This is a genomic window from Pseudoduganella rhizocola (assembly GCF_045984285.3).
Classification (GTDB): Bacteria; Pseudomonadota; Gammaproteobacteria; order Burkholderiales; family Burkholderiaceae_D; genus Rugamonas.
In genome coordinates this window covers 1-21,307 of record NZ_JBJQIK030000017.1, presented here as the reverse complement: position 1 = coordinate 21,307, position 21,307 = coordinate 1, and the positions used below count along the sequence as shown (strand labels likewise).

The window sequence follows — 21,307 nt, the reverse complement described above, 5'->3', positions numbered from 1 at the left end:
AATGGATGCATTTTTCGTATCGACCGGTATCGTCGCGCTGGCAGAAATCGGCGACAAGACCCAGCTGCTCGCGTTCTGCCTGGCCGCTCAATTCCGCCGCCCCCTGCCCATCGTCGCCGGCATTTTCGTTGCCACCATTGCCAACCACGCCTTCGCGGCAGCCGTTGGCGCCTGGATTACCAGCCTGCTCGGCCCCGATGTGCTGCGCTGGGTGCTGGGCCTGGGCTTCATCGCCATGGCTGCCTGGATCATGGTGCCGGATGAAATCGATGAATGCGAAACGCAGTACTCGCGCTATGGCGTGTTCGCGGCGACGCTGATCGCCTTCTTCATCGCCGAGATGGGCGACAAGACGCAGATTGCCACTGTGGCATTGTCGGCGCGCTTCCACGATATGGCAGGCGTGGTGGCCGGCACCACGCTGGGCATGATGCTGGCGAACGTTCCCGCCGTCTATCTTGGCAAACGGGCAGCTACCGCCGTGCCGCTCAAACTGGTGCATGGCATCGCGGCCTTCATCTTCGCTGGTCTCGGCCTCGCCACGCTGCTGGGCGCGGCGAAGGCGGTCGGGCTCTAAACCGTCAGCTCCACCTGGTGAGTGCCGCCATCATCCCGCAAGCGGATGGCGGCGCCCTCCTGCGGCTGGCCGTCCACCAGCAGCGCCGGGGTGCCGCGGCTGATGCGGATCTCGTAACGCGAGGCGCCATACCGGTAGCTGAGCGTGAAGCCCGGCCAGTCCGCAGGAATGCGCGGCGCCAGCGTCAGGGTATCCGCGCGGCGCGTGAGGCCCAGCAGCGATTCCAGGATCAGGCGGTACATCCAGCCCGAGGAACCGGTGTACCAGCTCCAGCCGCCACGCCCCACATGCGGCGACACCGCATAGACGTCCGCTGTCACCACATAAGGCTCCACCTTGTACACCGCCGCACGCTCCGCATCGCTGCCGTGCGACACCGGGTTAATCATGCGCATCAGCTCCCAGGCGCGCTCCACGTCGCCCATCTTCGCAAAGGCCATCACGGTCCAGATGGCCGCGTGCGTATACTGGCCACCGTTCTCGCGCACGCCGGGCACATAGCCGCGGATATAGCCCGGATTCAGGTCGGCCTTGTCGAACGGCGGGTCCAGCAGCTGGATCAGGCCGAAGTCGCGCCGCACCAGGCGCGCATCCACCTGCTGCATCGCGCCCCGCACCCGCTCCGGATCCGCAGCGCCGGACAGGATGCCCCAGCTCTGCGAAATCGAATCGATCTGGCATTCCTCGTTTTCGTGCGAGCCGAGCGGCGTGCCGTCGTCGAAGTAGGCGCGGCGGTACCACTGTCCATCCCAGGCATGCTGTTCGACATTGGCCGCGATTTTGCGCGCTTCGTCGCGGCACTCGGCGGCGAAGGCCTGGTCCTGCCGCAGCTCCGCCACCTCGGCGAAGCACTGCAGCACATCGAACAGGAAGAAGGCCAGCCACACGCTCTCGCCCTTGCCTTCCTCGCCCACCTTGTCCATGCCGTCATTCCAGTCGCAGGAACCGATCAGCGGCAGGCCGTGCACGCCGAAGCGCAGGCCGTTGCGGATGGCGCGCACGCAGTGCTCGTACAGGTCGCCGGATTGCGCCGAGCGGCCGGGCATATCGTAATAGGAATCTTCGTCGTGCTTGACGGGGCGCCCCTCCAAATAGTGCGCCTTCTCGTCCAGCACGGACAGGTCGCCCGTCGTGGTCACGTAGCGCCATGCAGCCAGCGGCAGCCAGAGGTAATCGTCCGAGCAGTGCGTGCGCACGCCGCGGTCCGATGGCGGATGCCACCAGTGCTGCACGTCGCCCTCCAGGAACTGGTGCGCCGCGCACAGGATCAGGTGCTCGCGCAGCAGCTGCGGTTCGGTGTGCACCATGGCCATGGCATCCTGCAGCTGGTCGCGGAAGCCGAAGGCCCCGCCGGACTGGTAGTAACCGCTGCGCGCCCACAGGCGGCAGGCGATGGTCTGGTACATCAGCCAGCCGTTGGCGATGACGTCGATCGAAGGCTCCGGCGTCTGCACCTGCACCGCGCCCAGCGTTTCCGCCCAGTGCGCACGTACCGCCTGCAGCGCCTCGGCCGCAGCGCCCTGGCCGCCGTGCTTCTGCACCATGGTGGTGGCATCCGCATTGCGCCTTCCGCCCACGCCGAGCACGAACACGATCTCGCGTTCCTGGCCCGGCTGCAGCTCGAAGGGCACCTGGATCGCGGCGCAGCTGTCGAGACCCGTGCCGACCTTGCCCGACAGGCGGGCGCGTTTCATGGCGGCAGGCGTAGCGAGCGTGCCGTTCCGCCCGAGGAATTCGGTGCGGTCCGCGGTAATGGTGCGCGTCGCGGCATCGCAGTTGAAGAAGGCCACGCGGCCGGAGAACTCGGTGTTGTAGGCATTGCGCGCGAAGATGGCGCCGCTCACCGGATCCTGTTCCGTCACCAGGTGCATGCCGGACTTGGAACGCATATCGCCCAGCACCCATTCCACATAGCCGGTGACCGACAGACGGCGCGGCACCGATGAATCGTTGCGCAGCCTGAGCACCGTGTACTTGACCGGCGCATCGAGCGCCACGTAAGTGGTCATCTCGGAGGTGATGCCGGCTTCGCTGTGCTCGAATACGCTGTAGCCGAAACCATGGCGGGTAAGGTAGTTGCCGCTGCCGCGCGCGGGCAGCGCCGTGGGCGACCAGAAACGGCCGCTCTGTTCATCGCGCAGGTAGAAGGCCTCGCCGCTGGCGTCCGATACCGGATCGTTATGCCATGGCGTGAGACGGAATTCGTGTGCGTTCTCATGCCAGGTATAGGCCTGGCCGCTTTCCGACAGTACGCTGCCGAACTGCGGATTGGCGAGCACGTTCGACCACGGCGCCGGCGTACGGCGGCCTTCGCCGGTAAGGATCACGTATTCGCGGCCATCCGGCGAGAAGCCGCCGGTGCCGTTGTCCAGAATCAGGTCCGATGGCAGGCGCGTGACGGAATCGCCCTCCTCGTATTCGCCGCGGCCATCCGGCAGCAGCGGCGGCATGCGCAGCGGCGGCGGGCTGGAACGCTTGATCTGTTCGGCCAGCGTGCCGCGGCTGTCCGCCAGCACAACGCGCGCCACGGTCTGCAGCAGGATACGGTCTTCGGGTGAGATCTGATCCAGCGGGCGCACGAAGATGCCGCCCGGCCGGTCGATGGCCTGCGCGTCGATGCCGGAGGCGATCAGTCCCATGATCTGGTCATGCAGGGCCTGGCGGTAGCCCGACTGGTCCTCGAACCAGATCACCAGGTCCACCACCAGCCCTTTCAGGCGCCAGTAGGCGTGCGCCTGCACCAGCTGGCGTGCCAGCTCGATATTGGCCGAGTCTTTAATCTGCAGCAGCACAATCGGCAGGTCGCCGGAAATGGCATAGGCCCACAAGCCTGATTGCCCGCGCTGGTTCTTGATCAGCACACTGGCATCGGCCCGCAGCGCGGGGTTCGGATAGATGACGTGGTTGGCCAGGCGGCCGTACAGCTGCGCGTCCGTCTCGCTGGCGTTCAGCTGGCGCAGCACCACCTGGCTGTGGGTCCATGCCAGCTCGAAGACGCGGTCCGCCATGTGGCGGTCCTGGTATTTGTCGATCAGGTACTGCGCCGCCTCGCGCGTGTCGGTCATGCCGGTGGCGATATCCACCACCGCCGCCTGGTCCGGCTTCAGCGTGATGCGGTAGCGGATGGCGACCACGGGGTCGAGCACCGAACCGCTGCTGCCGGACAGGCGGCCGCCTTCGGCCACCGCACGCGGCACCTGTGCCGTATTGCCGCGGCCGATGAACTGCGAGCGGTCGGTTTCGAACGACACTTCGTCAACCTGCGCGTCATGCACCGTCATCAGGTGCAGCAGGCAGGGCGTGTGTTCGCCCTTGCCGCGCGGACGGCGCGTGCACAGGATGGCGCTTTCGTCCTCGATGATTTCTGTCTGCACGAACAGCTTGCTGAAGGCCGGGTGTGCCGCATCGGCCGCAGCCGGGGCCATCACCACTTCGGCGAAGCTGGTCACTTCGATGGTACGCGTGCGGTCGGACTTGTTGCTGATGCGCGTGCGGCGCATTTCGATATCGTCTTCCGGCGAGACCACGATCTCCGTATACAGCTCGATCTCGCGGTCGCTGCGGCGGAATTCGGCGCGCCCTTCCGAGAAGATGATTTCCTGGCGTTCCGGCTCCACCAGCGTAGGCTGGTACAGCGCCGACCAGTACGCGCCATCGTCCACATCACGCACATAGCAGAAGGTGCCCCAGTTGTCGCGCGTGCTGTCTTCGCGCCAGCGCGTCACCGCAAGATCCTTCCAGCGGCTGTAGCTGCCGCCTGCAGCCGTCACCATCACGTGATAGCGGCCGTTCGACAGCAGCTGGGTTTCCGGCACCGTGGTATTCGGCTGGTTCAGGATGCGCATCGGCATCGACTGGTCCGGCGCAGTGGTGCGGATGGCGGACTGCTCGGCGCTGGTGGAGAAGAAGGCGCCGACCTGCGGACTGCGCTCCTGCAGCATCAGCAGCGCGGACTGCAGGATCGGATCGGATTCGAAACGGCGCTGCATCGGCCGGTCATGCAGCAGGTAGCTCAGGGCGAGGAAGCCCATGCCCTGGTGGTGCACCATGAAGGACTTGATGACATTGAAGGCCTGGCCGCGCGGCAGCCGCGCCGTGGTGTAGTCGATCGCTTCGTAGAAGCCGTAGCGTCCCATGAAGCCCAGCTCCGCCATTCTCTGCAGGTTCTGGGTGGCCGCATCCGGCGCCACCATCAGGCTCATCAGCGTTGCGTAAGGCGCGATCACCAGGTCGTCGGCCAGGCCGCGCTTGAGGCCAAGGCCCGGCACCCCGAAGGCCCGGTACTGGTAGTTCATCGCCGCGTCCACCGTGCTGTAGCCGGATTCGGAGATCCCCCACGGCACATTGCGCTGCTTGCCGTATTCGATCTGCGCCGCCACCACCGACTTGTAGGTCTGGTCGAGCAGGGTGCTTTCGTAGGTGGGCATCACCAGCAGCGGCATCAGGTACTCGAACATCGAGCCGCTCCAGGACAGCAGAACGGGATGGCCGTGCACGATGCACAGCTGGCGGCCCAGCGCGAACCAGTGCTCCTGCGGCAGCTGGCCCTGTGCGATGGCGACGAAGCTGGCCAGGCGCACTTCGGAAGCCAGCAGGTCGTAGGAGCTGGCATCGAGCCGGCGTTCGCTCACGTTGTAGCCGATGGACAGCAGCTTGGTGGTGCGGTTGTAGAGGAAGCCATATTCCATCTGCGCGAAGTCGTGCGCCCGGCGTGCCAGCCCGGCGATGCGCTCCATGCGCTCGCGGGCCTGGCTTGCGCCCTGCTCCACCAGCGCGGCAAGCTGCAGCTGGCGCTCGCGCTCCTCCGGCGCCAGGTCGGACAGTGCGGCGGACAGCATCGGGAAAGAGGCGAGCTCGCGCAGGGTCGGAATGCGGCGCAGCTGGGCGTCGAACAGGGTTTCCGGCGCCGCGGCGGCCCATGGCGCCAGCAGCAGCAGCTCGTCGAGCGCGGCCCGGCACTGCGCGGCCAGCGCCGTGGCCCACATATGGACCGGCGCATCGCCTGCCAGTTCCGGATTGGAGAGGAAGGCATCCGCCAGCGCTACGGCGCGCTGCAGCCAGCCGTGCATGTCCAGCAGGTTCTGGGGGCGCTCGGGCCGCGCCAGCAGCGCATGTAGCGGCTCCAGCGCCGGCGGCATGGCCCTGCCATCCGCCTGTGCCGCTTCACGCAGCACTTCGAAGGTAGTGGCCAGGCCATCCACGATTTGCGGCCCGATGACCGGAGCATCGAACAGGCCGGTGAGGCCAGGCTCCAGCGTCAGCAGGTGGCCAGCCAGGTTGCCGCTGTCCACCGTCGAGATATAGACCGGATGCAGCGGCTTCAGGGATTGCGTGTCATACCAGTTGTAGAAGTGGCCCTGGTAGCGTTCCAGCTGGCTCATGGCGTCCAGCGTGTTCGCCGTACGGGTAAGCAGCTGCGCGCCCGTGATATACCCGAAGTCGTGCGCCGTGAGGTTGGCCAGCAGCGCCATGCCGATATTGGTCGGCGAGGTGCGATGTGCGATCACCAGCGCCGGATGCTCCTGCACATTATCCGGCGGCAGCCAGTTGTCGTCCGGTCCCACAAAGGTATCGAACCATGCCCAGGTTTTGCGCGCGAGGATGTTGAGGAAGCGCGCCTGGCCTTCGTCGAGCTGTGCCTGCAGACGCTCAATCGGGCGGCTGATCCACCATGCCACAACAGGTGCAAGGAACCACGCCACAAAGAACAGCAGCGCGGCATCGAAAGCGCCGGGGCGGTAGACGGCCAGCGCGGCGCCGGCGGCCAGCGCCAGCAGCGGCGAGATCCACATGGTGCGGAAGCTGCCGGCCAGGGTGGAGGTGGAACGCGCCAGCGCCGATGCCTTCCACTCCAGCAGGCGCTTGCGCGACACCAGCAGGCGCCACGTCGTGCGCACGATGGCGTCAAGGCTGAACCATGCCTCATAGGGCAGGAACACCAGCATCAGCAGGCCGTGTGCGAAGTGCAGGCTGCTGCGCCGCAGCGACATCGGAATATGCTGGCTCCACAAAGTGTCGCGCGGTTTGTTCGCAAGATCCCACAAGGCAGCGGCCAGCGGCGGCAGGAAGATAATGGTCAGCACCGCGGCGGTCCAGAACCAGGGGTGCGGCAGGGCAGCGAAGGCCAGCAACAGCGCCAGCGTGAGCACCGGCGCCACCAGGCTGCGGCGCAGGTTGTCGAACAGCTTCCAGCGCGACAGCGCCGACAAGGGGTTGCGTTCGCGCGCACCGTTGGCCTTGCGCACACGGCCCACCAGCCAGCCCGCGAGCTGCCAGTCGCCGCGAATCCAGCGCTGGCGGCGGCTCACATCGTCGCGGTAGCGCGCGGGATACTGCTCGTAGAGCTGGGCGTCGCTCAACAGGCCGGCACGCACATAGCAGCCTTCCAGCAGGTCGTGGCTCAGGATGCGGTTATCCGGGAAGCGTTCGCCCAGCACCTGCTCGAATACGTCCACATCGTAGATGCCCTTGCCGATGAAGGAGCCTTCCGCGAACAGGTCCTGGTAGACGTCCGATACAGTGCGGGTGTACGGATCGATGCCCGGCTCGCCGCCGCACAGGCGCTCATACAGCGAGGCATTCTCGCTGGGCAGGCTGACCGCCACGCGCGGCTGCAGGATGCCGTAGCCCTCAACCACGCAGTTGCGGCGCGGGTCGATGCGCGGCTGGTTCAGCGGGTGCCGCATGGTGGCGACAAACTGGCGGGCGGCGTCGCGCGGCAACTGAGTGTCGGTATCGAGCGTAATGACGTATTTGAAGGTGTGCAGGTCGGACGTATCGCCCACCACCAGCGAGAATTTGTCGCGCGCGCCGCCGCGCAGGAAGCGGTTCAGGTCGGACAGCTTGCCGCGCTTGCGCTCGTGGCCCATCCAGGCGCGCTGCGCCGGATTCCACAGGCGCGGGCGGTGCAGCAGGAGGAAGGGCTGGCCGCAGCCCTGTTCCGCGTACTTTGCGTTCAGCGCTTCAACGCAGGCATGCACCTGCTGCAGCAAGGCCTCGTCGCCCGGCATGGTTTCCGCCGCCGCATCGGCGAAGTCGGTGGCCAGGCAGAAGCGCAGGTTCGGATCGCGGTTGGCGAGGAAACGCACCTCCATCTGCTCGCACAGTTCAGCGACGTTCTCGCTGCTGTACAGCAGCGTGGGCACCACCACCAGCGTCCGCGCGTCGGAAGGAATGCCTTCCCTGAAGTTCATGCGCGGCAGCGGATGCGGGTGGGTGATGAGGGTGGCGATCCAGTTCACCAGCGATAGCGCCAGGTGGCTGCTGCCCATCAGGCCCAGCACCGCCAGCACGGCCAGTGCCCAATCGTTGACGCCGTCGCGGATGGCACGCTCCAGCATCAGCGCGGTGAGCGCCACCGAGACCAGGGCGATGGAGCCGAGATAGGTGGACAGCGGCGCCGCGCGCAGGGTCTGGCGTGTGGCCTGGCCCATGGGCAGGCGTGCCTGCGCCTTCTTCTGCAGCAGATGCAGCCCTTTGCCGATCAGGTAGAAGCCCACATGGGCGTGGCGCGGATCGTCGCCATTGCTGTGGGTGCGCGCCAGTTCCACCGCCTGCTGGGCCACTTCGGTTTCCGTCAGCGGCGAACTGCGCGCCACTTTTTCGATGATGTGCCGGTACTGGTCGCGCGTGGAGAAGTCCATGGCGCCGTAGACGTCCGCCGGGTCGGTGCGCAGCACCTGCTCCACGGTGCTCATGGTCTCCACGAATTCCTGCCAGTCCATGGTGCCGAGGAAGCGCAGGCTGCCGATGCTGTTGGCGATGGAGACCTGCTCCGCGGCCTGCTGCTGGATTTCGGCCTGGATCAGCTGCTCGATGGTCTGGCCATTGTCCGCCAGCCGGTAGCTGATCCAGTTCAGGGCCAGCGTGAGCACCGGGCTCTGGCCCTGCAGGCGGCGCGCCATTTCGGCCACGAAGGCGCTGGTGATGGGCGGATTCGAGCGCGCCATATCGGCCACCAGCAGGATCACGCCGCTCGGATTCTTGTCCGAGATCTCCACCATCTGGTCCGCCCACTGGTTGGCCAGGTCGCGCTGGAAGCGGTTTTCCGCGATGCGCGCCGCCACCCGGCGCAGGTTCTCGATCAGCGCCAGGCGAAGCATGATCGGAATCGCCCACAGTTCGCCCAGTTTGAGCGGCGCCACTTCCTGGTAGGCCTCCACGAAGCGGCACAGGCTTTCCGGATCCACGCGGCCGTCGCCGTGCGCAATCACCTCCAGCGCCAGCTTGTAGGCGCGCGGCGTGCCTTCGGCTGCGCCTTTCGCGAGGCGTGGCAGTTCCTTGCTGTAGTCCTTGGGCAGGTGGCGGCGCGCGGTGCGGATCTGCTCTTCGATCAGGTAGTAGTTATCCAGCAGCCATTCGGAGGCAGGCGTGATCTGGCGCCCTTCCTTCACGGCGGCCGTCAGGTCTTCGCAGGTTGCGGCGATCAGGGAGGCGTTCGCGCTCAGGCGCGCCAGCAGGCGGTCGCCGCCGCTCCGCTTGCTCAGCACATGCTGGGAAGCCAGGGTGCGGCCATGATTGGCCATCTGCTGCGCGCTGAACAGTTCGGCACGCAGCGGTAAGTCGTCGTCGTTATTTCCGGGTTGCAATGTACCGGATGCGGATTCACGGAAACCGACACGATTGCCGGCCCAAATACTGATGTGCTCTTTCAAGAGGGCCTCGCTTGGAGGGCGGATTAAAACAACCGCCGCGGAGATAAGAATTATGTTCCAAGCAATATTAGGCGGGCGCACGCCTGCTCACTGTGCGCTAGCGTACAAAAAAAACGGCGGCCGAGGCCGCCGTGAAAGGCAAATTCAATAATCAGGCAGCAGCGTCAGGCCGCCAGCGCCAGCGTTCCTGCCACGCCGGACAGGGCCAGGCCGCCCTCCAGGTGCCAGGCGGCGCGGTAGCCGAGGCGGCGCATGCACTCCACCGCCTTCTCGCTGCGCTTGCCGCTCCGGCAGAAGAAGACCAGCGGCGGCTGGCGTTCGCTGGCCAGCCAGTTGGCGGCTTCGCCGGCGAGGCGGCTGAGGGGCACACTTAATGCAGCACGGCCCATCGGGGCTGCGCTGTCAGCTGCGTGTTCATAGGCTTCGCGCACATCCACGAGGCAGGCGTCCGGGTGCTGCCGCAGCAGCGCTTCCAGCGCGGCGCTGTCCAGTTCCATGCCGCTGCAGCAGGATGCATCCTGGGCTTCGGCGCGCAGGCTGGTGCAGCAGGGCTGGCAGGCTTCCTGGCCGGGACAGAGCAGCGTGTCTTCGCCGACCAGGCGGACGAGATCCTGCGGCTGGGCCGAGCCGATGAAGGCGTGGCTTGCCTGCGCTGCGCCTTCCAGCAAATAGGCCAGTTTGCGCGCGCCGATCGGCACGCGGCGCAGCTTGCGGCGGCCGATGCTGAGCATATCGTCCTGCGCCGGCCACGACGAGCCGTCACGCGTGCTCAGTTGCGCAGCCAAGGTATAGCCCTGCGCCTTCAGCAGCGCATTGATGCGCTCCGCCAGTTCTGCCTGCGGATCGATGACGGCGCATTGCAGGCCTGCGGCATCGAGCACCAGCCAGGTGTGGGCGCCGTTGACGCTCAGCTGCACCACGCCGTCCAGCGGCGCGGCGGCGGCGCCGGACAGCATGCCGCTCACCCGCAGCGCCTCGCCGCAGCGTGCGATGCGCTGGCAGGCATCCGCGATCATCGCCTCATCGGCCAGGGGACCGAAGGACAGGCGCACCGCGCTGCTGCTGCGCCAGTGCGGCAGGCCCATGGCATCCAGCACATAGCTCGGCGCGGCCTTGGCGGCGGAACAGGCGCTGCCTGCGCTCACGCGCACGCCGGCGGCATCGAATACATCCAGCAGTTCCTTGCTCGACAGGCCGGGCACGGAGAAATTCAGGGTAGTGGGCAGGGCCAGCTCCAGCGGCGCATTGAAGGCCAGGCCGGGCAGCGCTTTCTGCAGGCTCTCGGCAAGGCGGTTGCGGAACTGCTCAAGCTGCGCATGCGTGCGGAAGGTCGTGCCGTCTTCCAGCGCCGCGAGCACGGCGCCCAGCGCCGCCACGCCGGCCATGTTTTCGGTGCCGGAGCGCTGGCCGGATTCCTGGCCGCCGCCCATGATGAGCGGCGTGAACGGCGCGTCTTCGCGCACATACAGCATGCCGATGCCTTTCGGCGCATACAGCTTGTGGCCGGAGAACGGCGCATAGTCGATGCGCGTGGCCGCCAGGTCCAGCTGCAGCTTGCCCAGCGCCTGCACGCAATCCACCATCCACAGCGCGGGGCTGCCGGCCAGCACGGCGGCGATGCCTTCGATATCGGACACGATGCCGGTTTCATTGTTGGCGGCCATGGTGCAGACGAAGGCCGCGTCATTCACCACGGCGCGCAGCGCAGCGAGGTCGTGGCGGCCGTCGTGGCCGACGGGCAGCTTGTGCAGCGTGAGATTGAGGCCGAGCAGGCGGTTCCAGTGCGCGAGGCTTTCGGGAACGGCCTTGTGTTCGGTGGCGCCGTATACCAGCAGGCTGCCGACAGGCTCGCCCCGCTCGCGGCGCTCACGGATGGCGCACAGCGCCGACAGCACTGCGGTCTGTATCCCTTCGGTGGCGCCGCTGTTGAACATCAGGCGTCCATTGCCTGTGCCCAGCAGGCGCGCGGCGCGTGCGCGCACCGCATCCAGCAGGGCTTTCGCCTTCATGCCGGTGGAGTGCGTGCTGCTTGGATTGCCATAACGCTCACCCATCATGTGCAGCGCCGCCTGCATGGCGGCGGGCAGCACCGCAGTGGTGGCATTCCCGTCGAGGTAGATTTCAGTGCTCATGCTGATAGCTTACGCAAGCATGGCGAAGCGTTTATTCCAAATCCATGCCACTTTGGCGTATTATTTGGAATGTTTATTCTTTATTTTGTACTTACATAGCATGAATGATCTTGACCGCTTTGATTATGCGATCCTGGGCGCGCTGCAAATGGACGGCACGCTCTCCGTGGCCGAGCTGGCGGAGAAGGTCGGCCTGACCACCACGCCCTGCTGGAAGCGCCTGAAACGGCTGGAGGAAGAAGGCTATATCGACGGCCGCGTGGCGCTGGTCAACCGCAGCAAGGCTGCGCTGCCGGTGACGGTGTTCGTCAGCGTGCGCACCAGCCAGCACGACGAAAAGTGGCTGGCCAAATTCGCGGCGGGCGTGATCGCGCTGCCAGAAGTACAGGAGTTCCACCGCATGAGCGGCGATATCGACTACCTGCTCAAGGTGGTGACTACCGATATTGAAGGCTACGACCGCTTCTACAAAAAACTGATCAAGGTTGCCAACCTGACTGGCGTATCGTCCGCCTTCTCGATGGAACAGATCAAGTACACGACTGCTCTGCCCCTGCATCTGGTCTCCCATAGTCCGGCATAGGATAATGACGGGATGCTGAAACAACTGATTCCGCCGCCCTCCACTGCCAGCGCAACTGAACGCCTGCGCGCCAGCGGCGGCGCCTTGATTGGATTGCTGCTCACGGCGCTGTGCGCCCATGCGATGATGCCAGGCCAGTCCATCTGGCTCGTGGCGCCGGTCGGCGCATCGGCCGTGCTGCTGTTCTGCCTTCCCGCCAGTCCGCTGGCCCAGCCCTGGTCTGTTATCGGCGGTAACGTGGTGTCGGCGCTGGTGGGCGCGGCCTGCCAGCGCTGGCTGGGCGCCGCAATGCCCGTGGTGCTGCTCGGCGCCCTCGCCAGTGCCGCAGCGATCGGCGCCATGTTTGCGCTGCGCTGCCTGCATCCGCCCGGCGGCGCGGTTGCGCTCACCACCGTGATCGGCGGCCCGGCCGTGCAGGCGGCAGGCTTCGGCTTCGGGCTCGGGCCGGTGCTGCTGAATTCCATCCTGCTGGTGCTGGCGGCCGTGGTGTACAACCGCCTCACCGGCAAGCGCTATCCGCACACGCAGGCGCTGGTCCATCCGAACCTGCACGCCACGGCCGATGCCGTGCCGACCGCGCGCCTCGGCTTCACGCCGGAAGACCTGGACGAGGTGCTCAAGCGCCACAACGAGGTGCTGGACATCAGCCGCGACGACCTGGAAGAGCTGTTCCTGCAAACGGAGATGCATGCCTATCAGCGCCGCTTCGGCGTGATCCTGTGCGGCGACATCATGTCGAAGGACGTGGTGACGGTGGAATTCGGCACGGGGCTGAGGGAGGCATGGAAAGAGATGCGCCAGCACCGCATTGCCGCCCTGCCGGTGCTGAACCGTGCGCGGCGCGTCATCGGCATCGTAACCCAGAGCGACTTCCTCGCGCATGGCGGCATCGATGACTACCGCAGCCTGCGCGAGCGCCTGCACAGCTTCCTGCGGCCCAGCGGCCTAAGCCATTCGGAGAAGGCGGAAGTGATCGGGCAGATCATGAAGCCGCATCCGCAGCTGGCAAGGATCGATACGCCGATCGTGAACCTGGTGCCGCTGATGGCCGATTCAGGCTTCCACCATATTCCCGTGGTCGATCACGAGGACCGCTTCGCGGGCATCGTGACGCAATCCGACCTCGTTGCAGCGCTCTACGAGAGCCGCCTGGCGCAAGCCTAATAGCGGCGCTCCAGCGTCATCTGATCTCCGTCGCGCTGCATATTGAAGCGGTTCAGGAAGGAATTCCCGAGCAGGATGATGGACAGGCCGTGTTCGTGCACCACGGCATCCAGCTGGTTCAGCTCCATATCGCCGATGCGCAGGCGGTCGATGCGCACGCGCCAGGCCGTAGCCTGCCCGTTGGCGGTGTTGACGAACACACGGCGCCCCTTGCGGTATTCGATGCCCATGCGCTCCGCTTCAGCCGCGGGCAAGGCAACCAGCGAGGCGCCGGTATCGATCATCATGCGTGCCTGGGCGCCGTTGATCTCGCCGGTCAGCGAATAGTGGCCAAGGCCATCCGGCGCCAGGATCAACTTCTTGCCCGCGCCGGAAGACGCCACGCGCGCCGCCGGCTGGCCCAGCGAGGCCGTGTAACGCCGGCCATCCTGCTCGATCACGGCATCATTGCCGTTGACGGCCACGAGGCGGCTGCCATCAGGCAGTGCGGCGCCCACCGCATACATGCGGGGCGGCGCGCCATCCACCGACAGCAAGGCGCGGTTCGACATCACCCCCATCACGCTTACGTCCGCGTGGGCGGCGGCACAACACAATGTCAGGAAAACAGCAAAGGCTCGCATCACACTCCCCGGAAAGTGTCAATATTCTGGCACAGCCGGGCGGCAATCGCTTATGCTTGTCGCCGTTTGCATTCCAACCATAACCAAGGGAATCCATAGATGAAGCACAGCCTGACCCTCGCCGCCCTGAGCGCCGCCCTGCTGATAGCCTGGGCGCCGGCCCAAGCTGCCGCGCCGGCGGCCAAGGTATCCGCCGCCGTGTCGGACGCCGCAGCGAAGCAGTTCCTCGCGCTGGCCGACGAATACTATGACGCCATCGCCCGCTTCGAGCCGGTGGGCGCCACCGAGAACGGCGACAACCGCTTCGACGACCAGATCGGCATGTCCATCTCGCCGGAAGAGCGTGCGAAGCAGTTCGCGCGCTACCGCGAATTCGGCAAGCGTCTCCAGCAGATCAACAAACAGGCGCTCACGCACCGCGACCGCATCAACTACGATGTGATGGCGTTCGAGCTGAAGACCTTCCTGGCCTACGAACCTTATCCCGAGCACCTGCTGCCCATTACGCAAATGAGCAGCATGCCGGTGATGCTGGCGAACTACGCAAGCGGCGAAGCCTCGCAGCCCCTGCGCACGGTGAAGGAATACGAGGCCTACCTGAGCCGCCTGGCGCAGCTGCCTGCGTGGATAGCCCAGGCCATTGTGAATATGGACGAAGGCATCAAGCGCGGCATCACGCAGCCGAAGGCCATCATGGTCTCCGCGCTGCCGCAGTTCCAGAAACTGGTGAGCGCCACGCCGGAACAGAGCATCTACTACACGCCGGTAAACAAGATGCCTGCCGAATTTTCGGCTGAAGACAAGCAGCGCCTGACGGCGGCCTACCGCGATACGGTGGGCAAGCTGCTGCCGGCGCTGGACAAACTGGCGAAGTATGTGGAGCAGACCTATATCCCGGCCTGCCGCACCAGCACCGGCCTGGGCGCGCTGCCGAACGGCGCGGCCTGGTACAAGGTGCGCATCGCCGATTCCACCACCACGCAGCTGACGCCGGAGCAGATCCACCAGACCGGCCTGAAAGAGGTGGCCCGCATCCAGGCCGAGTTCGCGAAGCTGGGACCGAAGCTGGGCTACAACGGTCCGGCCGCAGGCCTGCCGACGTGGATTTCGCAGCAGCCGAAGTTCTTCCCCTTCAAAACGGAAGACGAAGTGCAGGCCGTGTACCACAAGCTGAACGACGTGCTGGACACCAAGCTGCCCGCCATGTTTACGTTGCTGCCCAAAGCGAAACTGGACCTGCGCCTGGAGCCTGAACTGAGCCGCGACACCGCATCCGACCACTACACTGCGCCAGCGGCGGACGGTTCGCGCCCCGGCGTGTTCTGGTCGGTGGTGACGGATCCCACCAAATACGGCAATACCGGCATGACCACGCTGTTTCTGCACGAAGGCAAGCCGGGCCACCACTTCCACATCGCGCTGATGCAGGAACTGAACCTGCCGAAGTTCCGCCAGTTCGGCGGCAACACCGCGTTCACGGAAGGCTGGGCGCTGTATGCGGAAACGCTGGGCCGCGAGATGGGGCTGTTCGAAGATCCGGCCCAATACTTCGGCCACCTGAACGACGAACTGCTGCGCGCCACGCGCCTGGTGGTGGACACCGGGATGCACGCCAAAGGCTGGACGCGCGAAAAAACCATCCAGTACATGAAAGACACGCTGGGCTACGACGCCGTCGCGAAAAGCGAAACGGAGCGCTACATGGCGTGGCCGGGGCAGGCCGTGGCGTACAAGATCGGTTCGCTGAAGATCATGGAACTGCGCCGGCGCGCACAAAAAGCGCTGGGCGCAAAGTTCAGCCTCCCGGCCTTCCACCAGGTCGTCCTGGAAGACGGCACCATCCCCCTCGACCTGCTCGAAGCCAAAGTGACCCACTGGATCGCCACCCAGCGCTAACGGCCCGGCCCGCCTGCGACACCATGGGGTCAGGCACCCGCTGTCAGCATGACAAGCGGTGCCTGACCCCATGGTGTCGCAGGCGAACTCAGGTTTAGGGCTTAGCGCAGCTCGTAGCGCTTGATGCGTTTCAGGACGAGCTCGGGCAGCGCGGTGATCTGCTTGGCGTGGTTGGCGAAGACGATCTGCTGGCGGCCAACCGAGACCGGATTCCCGTCGGCGTAGAAACGGAACTCCAGCCAGAAGGAGCAGCGCTTTACGTCGTAGGCGTTGACCTCGCACACGACGTCCTGGAAGGGGAAGGTCTCGTGCAGGTAATCCTGCTGGGCGTGCTTGGTAATGAATACGCCCTCATTCTTCAGCATGTCGCGCGAGATGCAGTCGTAGAACCATTTCTCGCGGCAGATACCCTGCCATTCAAAGTAGCGCGCAAAGTAGGTGTTGCCGTAGGCATTCGAGTCCTTGAGATAGATCGAGATCTGGTGATGGAAGGTCAGGTCGGCGCGTGGGGCTGTGGCGAGAGCATCAGTGGCATGCATGAACATGGAATTCTCCTGTTGAGGTTGGGCCTTTCTTTACTCTTGCTTAAATTCCTTGCGCACTTTTGATCTATCGCAAAGCTCCTGCCGATATACCCCAGCAATGAAACAGTCCGTTGTTACTATGCGTAAATGTGAACGGTTCTCAAGGGGAATACCTGCATGTACTCGGTGCTGCCTGCGGTTGTGTCTGCCCTCTTCATTGGCTACGGCGCGTTCGTCCTGAATTCGCGCGGCGCCAATCGTGTCAGCATGACCTTCTTCATTCTTTGCATGAGCACCTTTCTCTGGCAGGCGGCATGGGCCATCCTGTTCCAGACCGAGAGCCCGGCGCACGCCTGGCGCATCGTCCAGGCCGGCTATGTGCCCATTCTTTTCCTGCCCACCACGCTTTATCACTTCATCACCGAACTCACCCGGCGGCACCAGGACCGGCCTTTCGTGTACGCCAGCTACCTGCTGTGCGGCGTGCTGACCGTGCTGCTGCTCAGCACGGATCTCGTGATCCAGGGCCTGTATCCCTATTTCTTCGGTTTCTATCCCAAGGCGGGCGAGCTGCATCCGCTCTACCTGCTGCAGACTGTTGTGGTAGTAGGCCGTGGCGTGGCACTGCTGTACCTGCGCCAGGGCGTGGCGGTCTCGACCGAACGCACGCGGCTGCGCTACTGCCTGTTCAGCATCCTGATCTACTTCGCGGCGGCAGTGGACTACCTGTGCAACTACGGCGTGGAGTTCTATCCGCCCGGCGTGCTGTGCATTGCCTGCAGCCTCGGCCTGATTGCCCAGGCCATGGTGCGGCATAACCTGCTGGCCGATCCGCTGTTTGCGGCCGCCAGCATCGCCCATGAGGTGCGGACGCCGCTGGCCACCATCCGCAGCCAGTCGCGAGTGCTGGCGCGCAGCCTGCCCGAGCTGATTGCAGGCTACCAGCGTTCGGAAGCGCCGGGCCTGGCGCCCGAACAGCTGCGCTACCTGAGCGAAATCGCCACCCACATCGAGACCGAAGTGGCGCGCTCGAACTTTATCGTCGACATGCTGCTGGCATCGGCCCGCGCCGGATCGCTGCAGAGCGATGATTTTGCCGTCCATTCGGTGAAGAAGTGCGTAGATGAGGCCATTTCCTGCTACCCCTTCGCCGAGGCCGAGCGGGAGAGGGTCCGCCTGGTGCTGCGCGAGGACTTCAACTTCTTCGGGTCGGATACGCTGCTGGTCTACGTGCTCTACAACCTGCTGAAGAACGCCCTGCATGCGGTTCACGCCGCCGGGCGCGGCAACGTCACCGTGGAGTGCTACACCCAGGAGGAACTGAACTGGCTGGTGGTGACAGATACCGGCCTGGGCATCGCGCCGGATGTGCTGCCCCATGTCTTCGACCCCTATTACACCACCCGCCACAGCGGCGGCGGCACGGGCATGGGGCTGGCTTTCTGCCGCAAGGTGGTAAGCGCCTTTGGCGGCGCTATCGAGGTGGAGTCGGAACCCGGCCGCTATACGCGCTTCGCGCTGAGGTTTCCTATGGGAAAGTCCTTCCGCACAATCGGCAGCGGTGAATTTCAGATTGCTTCGGCGTCCTGATTCTCGCTACGCAGTATCTCGTCCAGGTCGACATCGTCGCCGAGCACGAATACTTTTCGGTCTTCCAATACCTTCAGGATAAAAGGCTGCTTTTCACGCAGGCGGCGCTGGAAATCGGGAACCGAGTATAAATTCGGATTAATGCGGCGGCGCAGAATACGTTCGGCTATCGGCAAACGGTTCAGCAATTCGCCATATGTCGTATTTTCGCCGATCAGCAATAACTCCAGCGGTTCGGCCGACGCTTCCTGTTCGCGTGCGCTCGGTCCGTAAATAAAAGCCACATTCAGCGAGCGGCGCAATGGCGCCAAGGCCGAATTCAGCACGCTGACCACGCCAAATGTTTTCTTGACGATGCTGCTCAGTTCTTCATAGACCGGGCTTTGTTTATTCGGCCGGAACTGGCGCACATTGCCGATGCGCTCGGACACAATCAGTCCCGATTCATGCAGGCGTTTCAGCTCGCGCTGGGCCGATGCGCTGCCCAGGCCGGTGAGCCGCATGATCTCGTTCAGGTGGAAGCCGTCGTTCACACGTACAAACAGCAAACCCAGCAGTTTCTGCTGGGCGGGAGTGAAAAGAGCCTGGGCGATCATGAGCCAAATCTTAGCATGGATAAGCTCAGGTTTGGCGTGCTTGCCGGGCGTAAACGGGCGTAGAATGGCCTGGCGCAAGCATCGGGCTTGCGCGCTACGACATAATCACAACAGGTGGCCAATGAAAAGAATTCTCGCTTTCGCTGCAGCCCTTGCTTTCACCGCTCCCCTACCCCTCCTCGCCGCATCCGCGCCCGCAACTGTCGATCTGAAACCTTATGCCATCGAGTACAAGAAATTTGTGCTGCAAAATGGGCTGACGCTGATCGTGCATACCGACCACAGCGTGCCCGTGGTCGCCGTGAATACCTGGTACCACGTGGGTTCGCGCAATGAGAAACGCGGCAAGACCGGCTTCGCGCATTTATTCGAACATTTCTTCTTTAATGGTTCGGAGAATTATCCGCACGGCTTCCGTGAAGCGATGGATGATCTGGGCGCTAATAACCGGAATGGCACCACCAATACCGACCGCACCAATTTCTTTGAAGACGTGCCGGTATCGGCACTGGAGCGCACACTTTATCTGGAAGCGGACCGCATGGGTTTCCTCGGCAATTACATTTCCAAGGAAATGCTGGAGCGGGAACGCGGCGTGGTGCAGAACGAAAAGCGGCTCGGTGAAAACCGCCCTTATGGCAAGGTGCACCTGGAAATGTCGGCGAAGATGTATCCCTATTCGCATCCCTACTCCTGGTCCACCATCGGCAGCATGGAAGACCTGGCAGCGGCATCGCTGGAAGATGTGAAGGAGTGGTACCGCACCTATTACGGCCCGAATAATGCAGTGCTCTCGCTGGCCGGCGATATCACGCCCGAGCGTGCGCTGGAACTGGTGAACAAGTACTTCGGCTCGATTCCGCCCGGCCCCGCGCTGCCGCGTACCGAAACCTGGATTCCCGTGCTGGATCGGAATATCCGCGACGAGATGGAGGACGCAGCGCCGCAGGTGCGCGTCTACCGCAGCTACCACGGCCCGGCATGGAAGGATCCGGAGCTGCAAAGCCTGCAGCTTGCCGCCGGCGTGCTGGCTGGTTCGCGCAGCGCGCGGCTGGAGAAGCGGCTGGTGTACGACAAGGCGCTGGCCACCGGCGTCGGCGTGCAGGCCGACGGCAGTGAGCTGGGCGGCACCTTCGACATCGTAGTTACCCTGAAGCCCGGCGTGGATCCGGCACAGGTAGAACGCGAGATCGACCTCGTGGTGAACGAACTGCTGGCCAAGGGGCCGACGGCCGAAGAACTGGCGCGTGTGAAGACCAGCGGCCTGGCGCAGATCGCCCGCAGCATCGAGCGGCTCGGCGGCATGGGCGGCCGTTCCGACGTGCTGGCCGAAAGCATGACTTACGGCGGCTCGCCGGATGCCTATCTGGCACAGATCGAACGCTGGTCGACGGCTACGCCGTCCGATGTGAAAGCGGTGGCGGGCAAATGGCTAAAGGCCAATCACTACACGATGACGGTGAAGCCTTTCGCCAAACTGTCTGCCGCGAAGTCGGACCTGAACCGCAAGCTGCTGCCTGCGCTGGGCGACGCGCCAGATGTGAAGTTCCCGGACATGCAGCGCGCCAAGCTGTCCAATGGCCTGAACGTGGTGCTGCTGGAACGCCATTCGGCGCCGATCGTGAACGTGGCGCTCACGCTGGATGCGGGCAGCGCTTCCGATACGGCGGACAAGGCCGGTCTCGCATCGCTGACGCTGGACCTTCTGGACAAGGGCAGCAAGAAACGCAACGCCTTCCAGATGTCCGACGCGCTCGAAACGCTGGGTGCGCGCCTGCTGACCAGCACCTCGTCCGACCTGTCGACGGTGCGCCTGCAAGCCACTGCCGCCAACCTCGCGCCCTCGCTGCAGCTGATGGCCGAAGCTGCGCTTACGCCTGTCTTCCCTGAAGACCAGGTCAAGCTGGCCCGTTCACGCCGCGTGTCCTCCATCGCACAGGACAAGGCGCAGCCGGCCAGCCTGGCTATGCGCGTGATGCCGGCGCTGCTGTACGGCGCCGACCATCCTTACGGCCGTCCCGTCACCGGCTATGAGAAATCCGTTGAAGGCCTCACGCGCGACGACATGGCGAAGTGGCACGCCAGCTGGTTCAAACCCGGCAGCGCAACGATCGTCGTCACCGGCGACACCACAATGGACAAAGTGAAGCCGATGCTGGAAGCGGCCTTCGGCAAATGGCAGGCTGGCAGCGCGCCGGCCAAGCAGGTGCCGCTTGCGCCGGTCACGCAGGGCAAACGCATCTTCCTGATAGACAAACCGGATGCGCCGCAATCCAATATCGTGGCTGCACACATCTCGCAGATCCAGGGCCAGCCTGAGGATCTCGCGATGGAGCCGGTGATGCAGAACTTCGGCGGCATGGCCACCTCGCGCCTGAACCGCAACCTGCGCCTGGACAAGCACTGGAGCTATGGCACCACGGGCCAACTGAGCGGCCAGCGCGGACAGCGCAGCTTCTTCGTGCTTGCGCCGGTGCAGACCGACAAGACGAAGGAGTCCATGTTGGAGGTGGCAAAAGAGGTGCAAGGCATCGCTGGCGCACGCCCGATCCAGGGCGAGGAGTACGGCAACATCATGCGCAATATGACTTCGCGCCTGGCGGGCCGTTTCGAGACCATCAACGCACTGGAAGCGGCAGCGCTCACCAGCATCAACTACCGGCTGCCGGATGATTACTGGGCGAAGTACGCGGGCAATGTGCGAGCGCTCTCCGAGCCGCAGCTGGCCACCGCCGCGGCCAAATTCATCAAGCCTGATGAAGCCATCTGGATCGTGGTCGGCGACCTGCGCAAGATCGAAGCACCAATCCGCTCGCTGGACTGGGGGGAAGTCACCATCCTGAGCAGCGAAAGTTTCTAAAAAATTCGGGACAGACGGGGGCGCCGAGCCACGGATTTTGGAAATCCGTGGCAAAAGGGGGGGGGGGGGGGGGGGGGGGGGGGGGGGGGGGGGGGGGGGGGGGGGGGG

The 21,307-nt window shown here is 64.7% G+C and carries 11 protein-coding genes; 6 read left to right on the top strand and 5 right to left on the bottom strand.

The window, feature by feature from the left end; all coding sequences use genetic code 11:
- Position 1: 1 nt before the first annotated feature.
- Positions 2–577: a TMEM165/GDT1 family protein gene (locus ACJRPG_RS23995; protein WP_408002634.1), complete on the top strand. Its 576-nt coding sequence runs from the start codon at positions 2–4 to the stop codon at positions 575–577.
- Here ACJRPG_RS23995 and ACJRPG_RS23990 read toward each other — a convergent pair.
- Together ACJRPG_RS23990 and ACJRPG_RS23985 are read right to left on the bottom strand one after the other, a co-directional pair.
- A complete protein-coding gene (locus ACJRPG_RS23990; protein ID WP_408002633.1) occupies positions 574–9,165 on the bottom strand; it encodes a glycoside hydrolase family 94 protein in 8,592 nt (2,863 codons plus the stop codon). The two genes, ACJRPG_RS23995 and ACJRPG_RS23990, sit on opposite strands and share 4 nt — an antisense overlap.
- 230 nt (positions 9,166–9,395) lie before the next feature.
- Positions 9,396–11,363, bottom strand: coding sequence for an aminotransferase class V-fold PLP-dependent enzyme (locus ACJRPG_RS23985; RefSeq protein WP_408002632.1), 1,968 nt, complete (start codon positions 11,361–11,363; stop codon positions 9,396–9,398).
- A gap of 100 nt (positions 11,364–11,463) precedes the next feature.
- Between ACJRPG_RS23985 and ACJRPG_RS23980 the strand changes: the two genes are divergently transcribed.
- Complete coding sequence (locus ACJRPG_RS23980; RefSeq protein ID WP_408002631.1) at positions 11,464–11,946, top strand: Lrp/AsnC family transcriptional regulator; 483 nt, start codon at positions 11,464–11,466, stop codon at positions 11,944–11,946.
- A 12-nt stretch (positions 11,947–11,958) separates the two neighbouring features.
- A complete protein-coding gene (locus tag ACJRPG_RS23975; RefSeq protein WP_408002630.1) occupies positions 11,959–13,110 on the top strand; it encodes an HPP family protein in 1,152 nt (383 codons plus the stop codon).
- Here ACJRPG_RS23975 and ACJRPG_RS23970 read toward each other — a convergent pair.
- Positions 13,107–13,733, bottom strand: a complete 627-nt coding sequence (locus tag ACJRPG_RS23970) for a TIGR02281 family clan AA aspartic protease (protein ID WP_408002629.1) — start codon at positions 13,731–13,733, stop codon at positions 13,107–13,109. The two genes, ACJRPG_RS23975 and ACJRPG_RS23970, sit on opposite strands and share 4 nt — an antisense overlap.
- Positions 13,734–13,832: 99 nt before the next feature.
- On the opposite strand from ACJRPG_RS23970, the gene ACJRPG_RS23965 reads away from it, so the two are divergent.
- Positions 13,833–15,629 carry a DUF885 domain-containing protein gene (locus tag ACJRPG_RS23965; RefSeq protein ID WP_408002628.1) on the top strand — a complete coding sequence of 599 codons (1,797 nt, stop codon included), beginning with the start codon at positions 13,833–13,835 and terminating at the stop codon, positions 15,627–15,629.
- Between the two features lie 101 nt (positions 15,630–15,730).
- On the opposite strand, the gene ACJRPG_RS23960 is transcribed toward ACJRPG_RS23965, so the two are convergent.
- The gene (locus tag ACJRPG_RS23960; protein WP_408002627.1) at positions 15,731–16,174 is read right to left on the bottom strand and encodes an acyl-CoA thioesterase; all 444 of its coding nucleotides are present in this window, start codon (positions 16,172–16,174) and stop codon (positions 15,731–15,733) included.
- A 156-nt stretch (positions 16,175–16,330) separates the two neighbouring features.
- On the opposite strand from ACJRPG_RS23960, the gene ACJRPG_RS23955 reads away from it, so the two are divergent.
- A complete protein-coding gene (locus ACJRPG_RS23955; protein ID WP_408002626.1) occupies positions 16,331–17,743 on the top strand; it encodes a sensor histidine kinase in 1,413 nt (470 codons plus the stop codon).
- On the opposite strand, the gene ACJRPG_RS23950 is transcribed toward ACJRPG_RS23955, so the two are convergent.
- Complete coding sequence (locus ACJRPG_RS23950; RefSeq protein WP_408002625.1) at positions 17,722–18,339, bottom strand: ArsR family transcriptional regulator; 618 nt, start codon at positions 18,337–18,339, stop codon at positions 17,722–17,724. The genes ACJRPG_RS23955 and ACJRPG_RS23950 overlap by 22 nt on opposite strands.
- Before the next feature lie 121 nt (positions 18,340–18,460).
- Between ACJRPG_RS23950 and ACJRPG_RS23945 the strand changes: the two genes are divergently transcribed.
- Entirely contained in the window at positions 18,461–21,199 is a 2,739-nt protein-coding gene (locus ACJRPG_RS23945) for a M16 family metallopeptidase (protein ID WP_408002624.1), read from the top strand.
- The last annotated feature ends 108 nt before the right edge of the window (positions 21,200–21,307 follow it).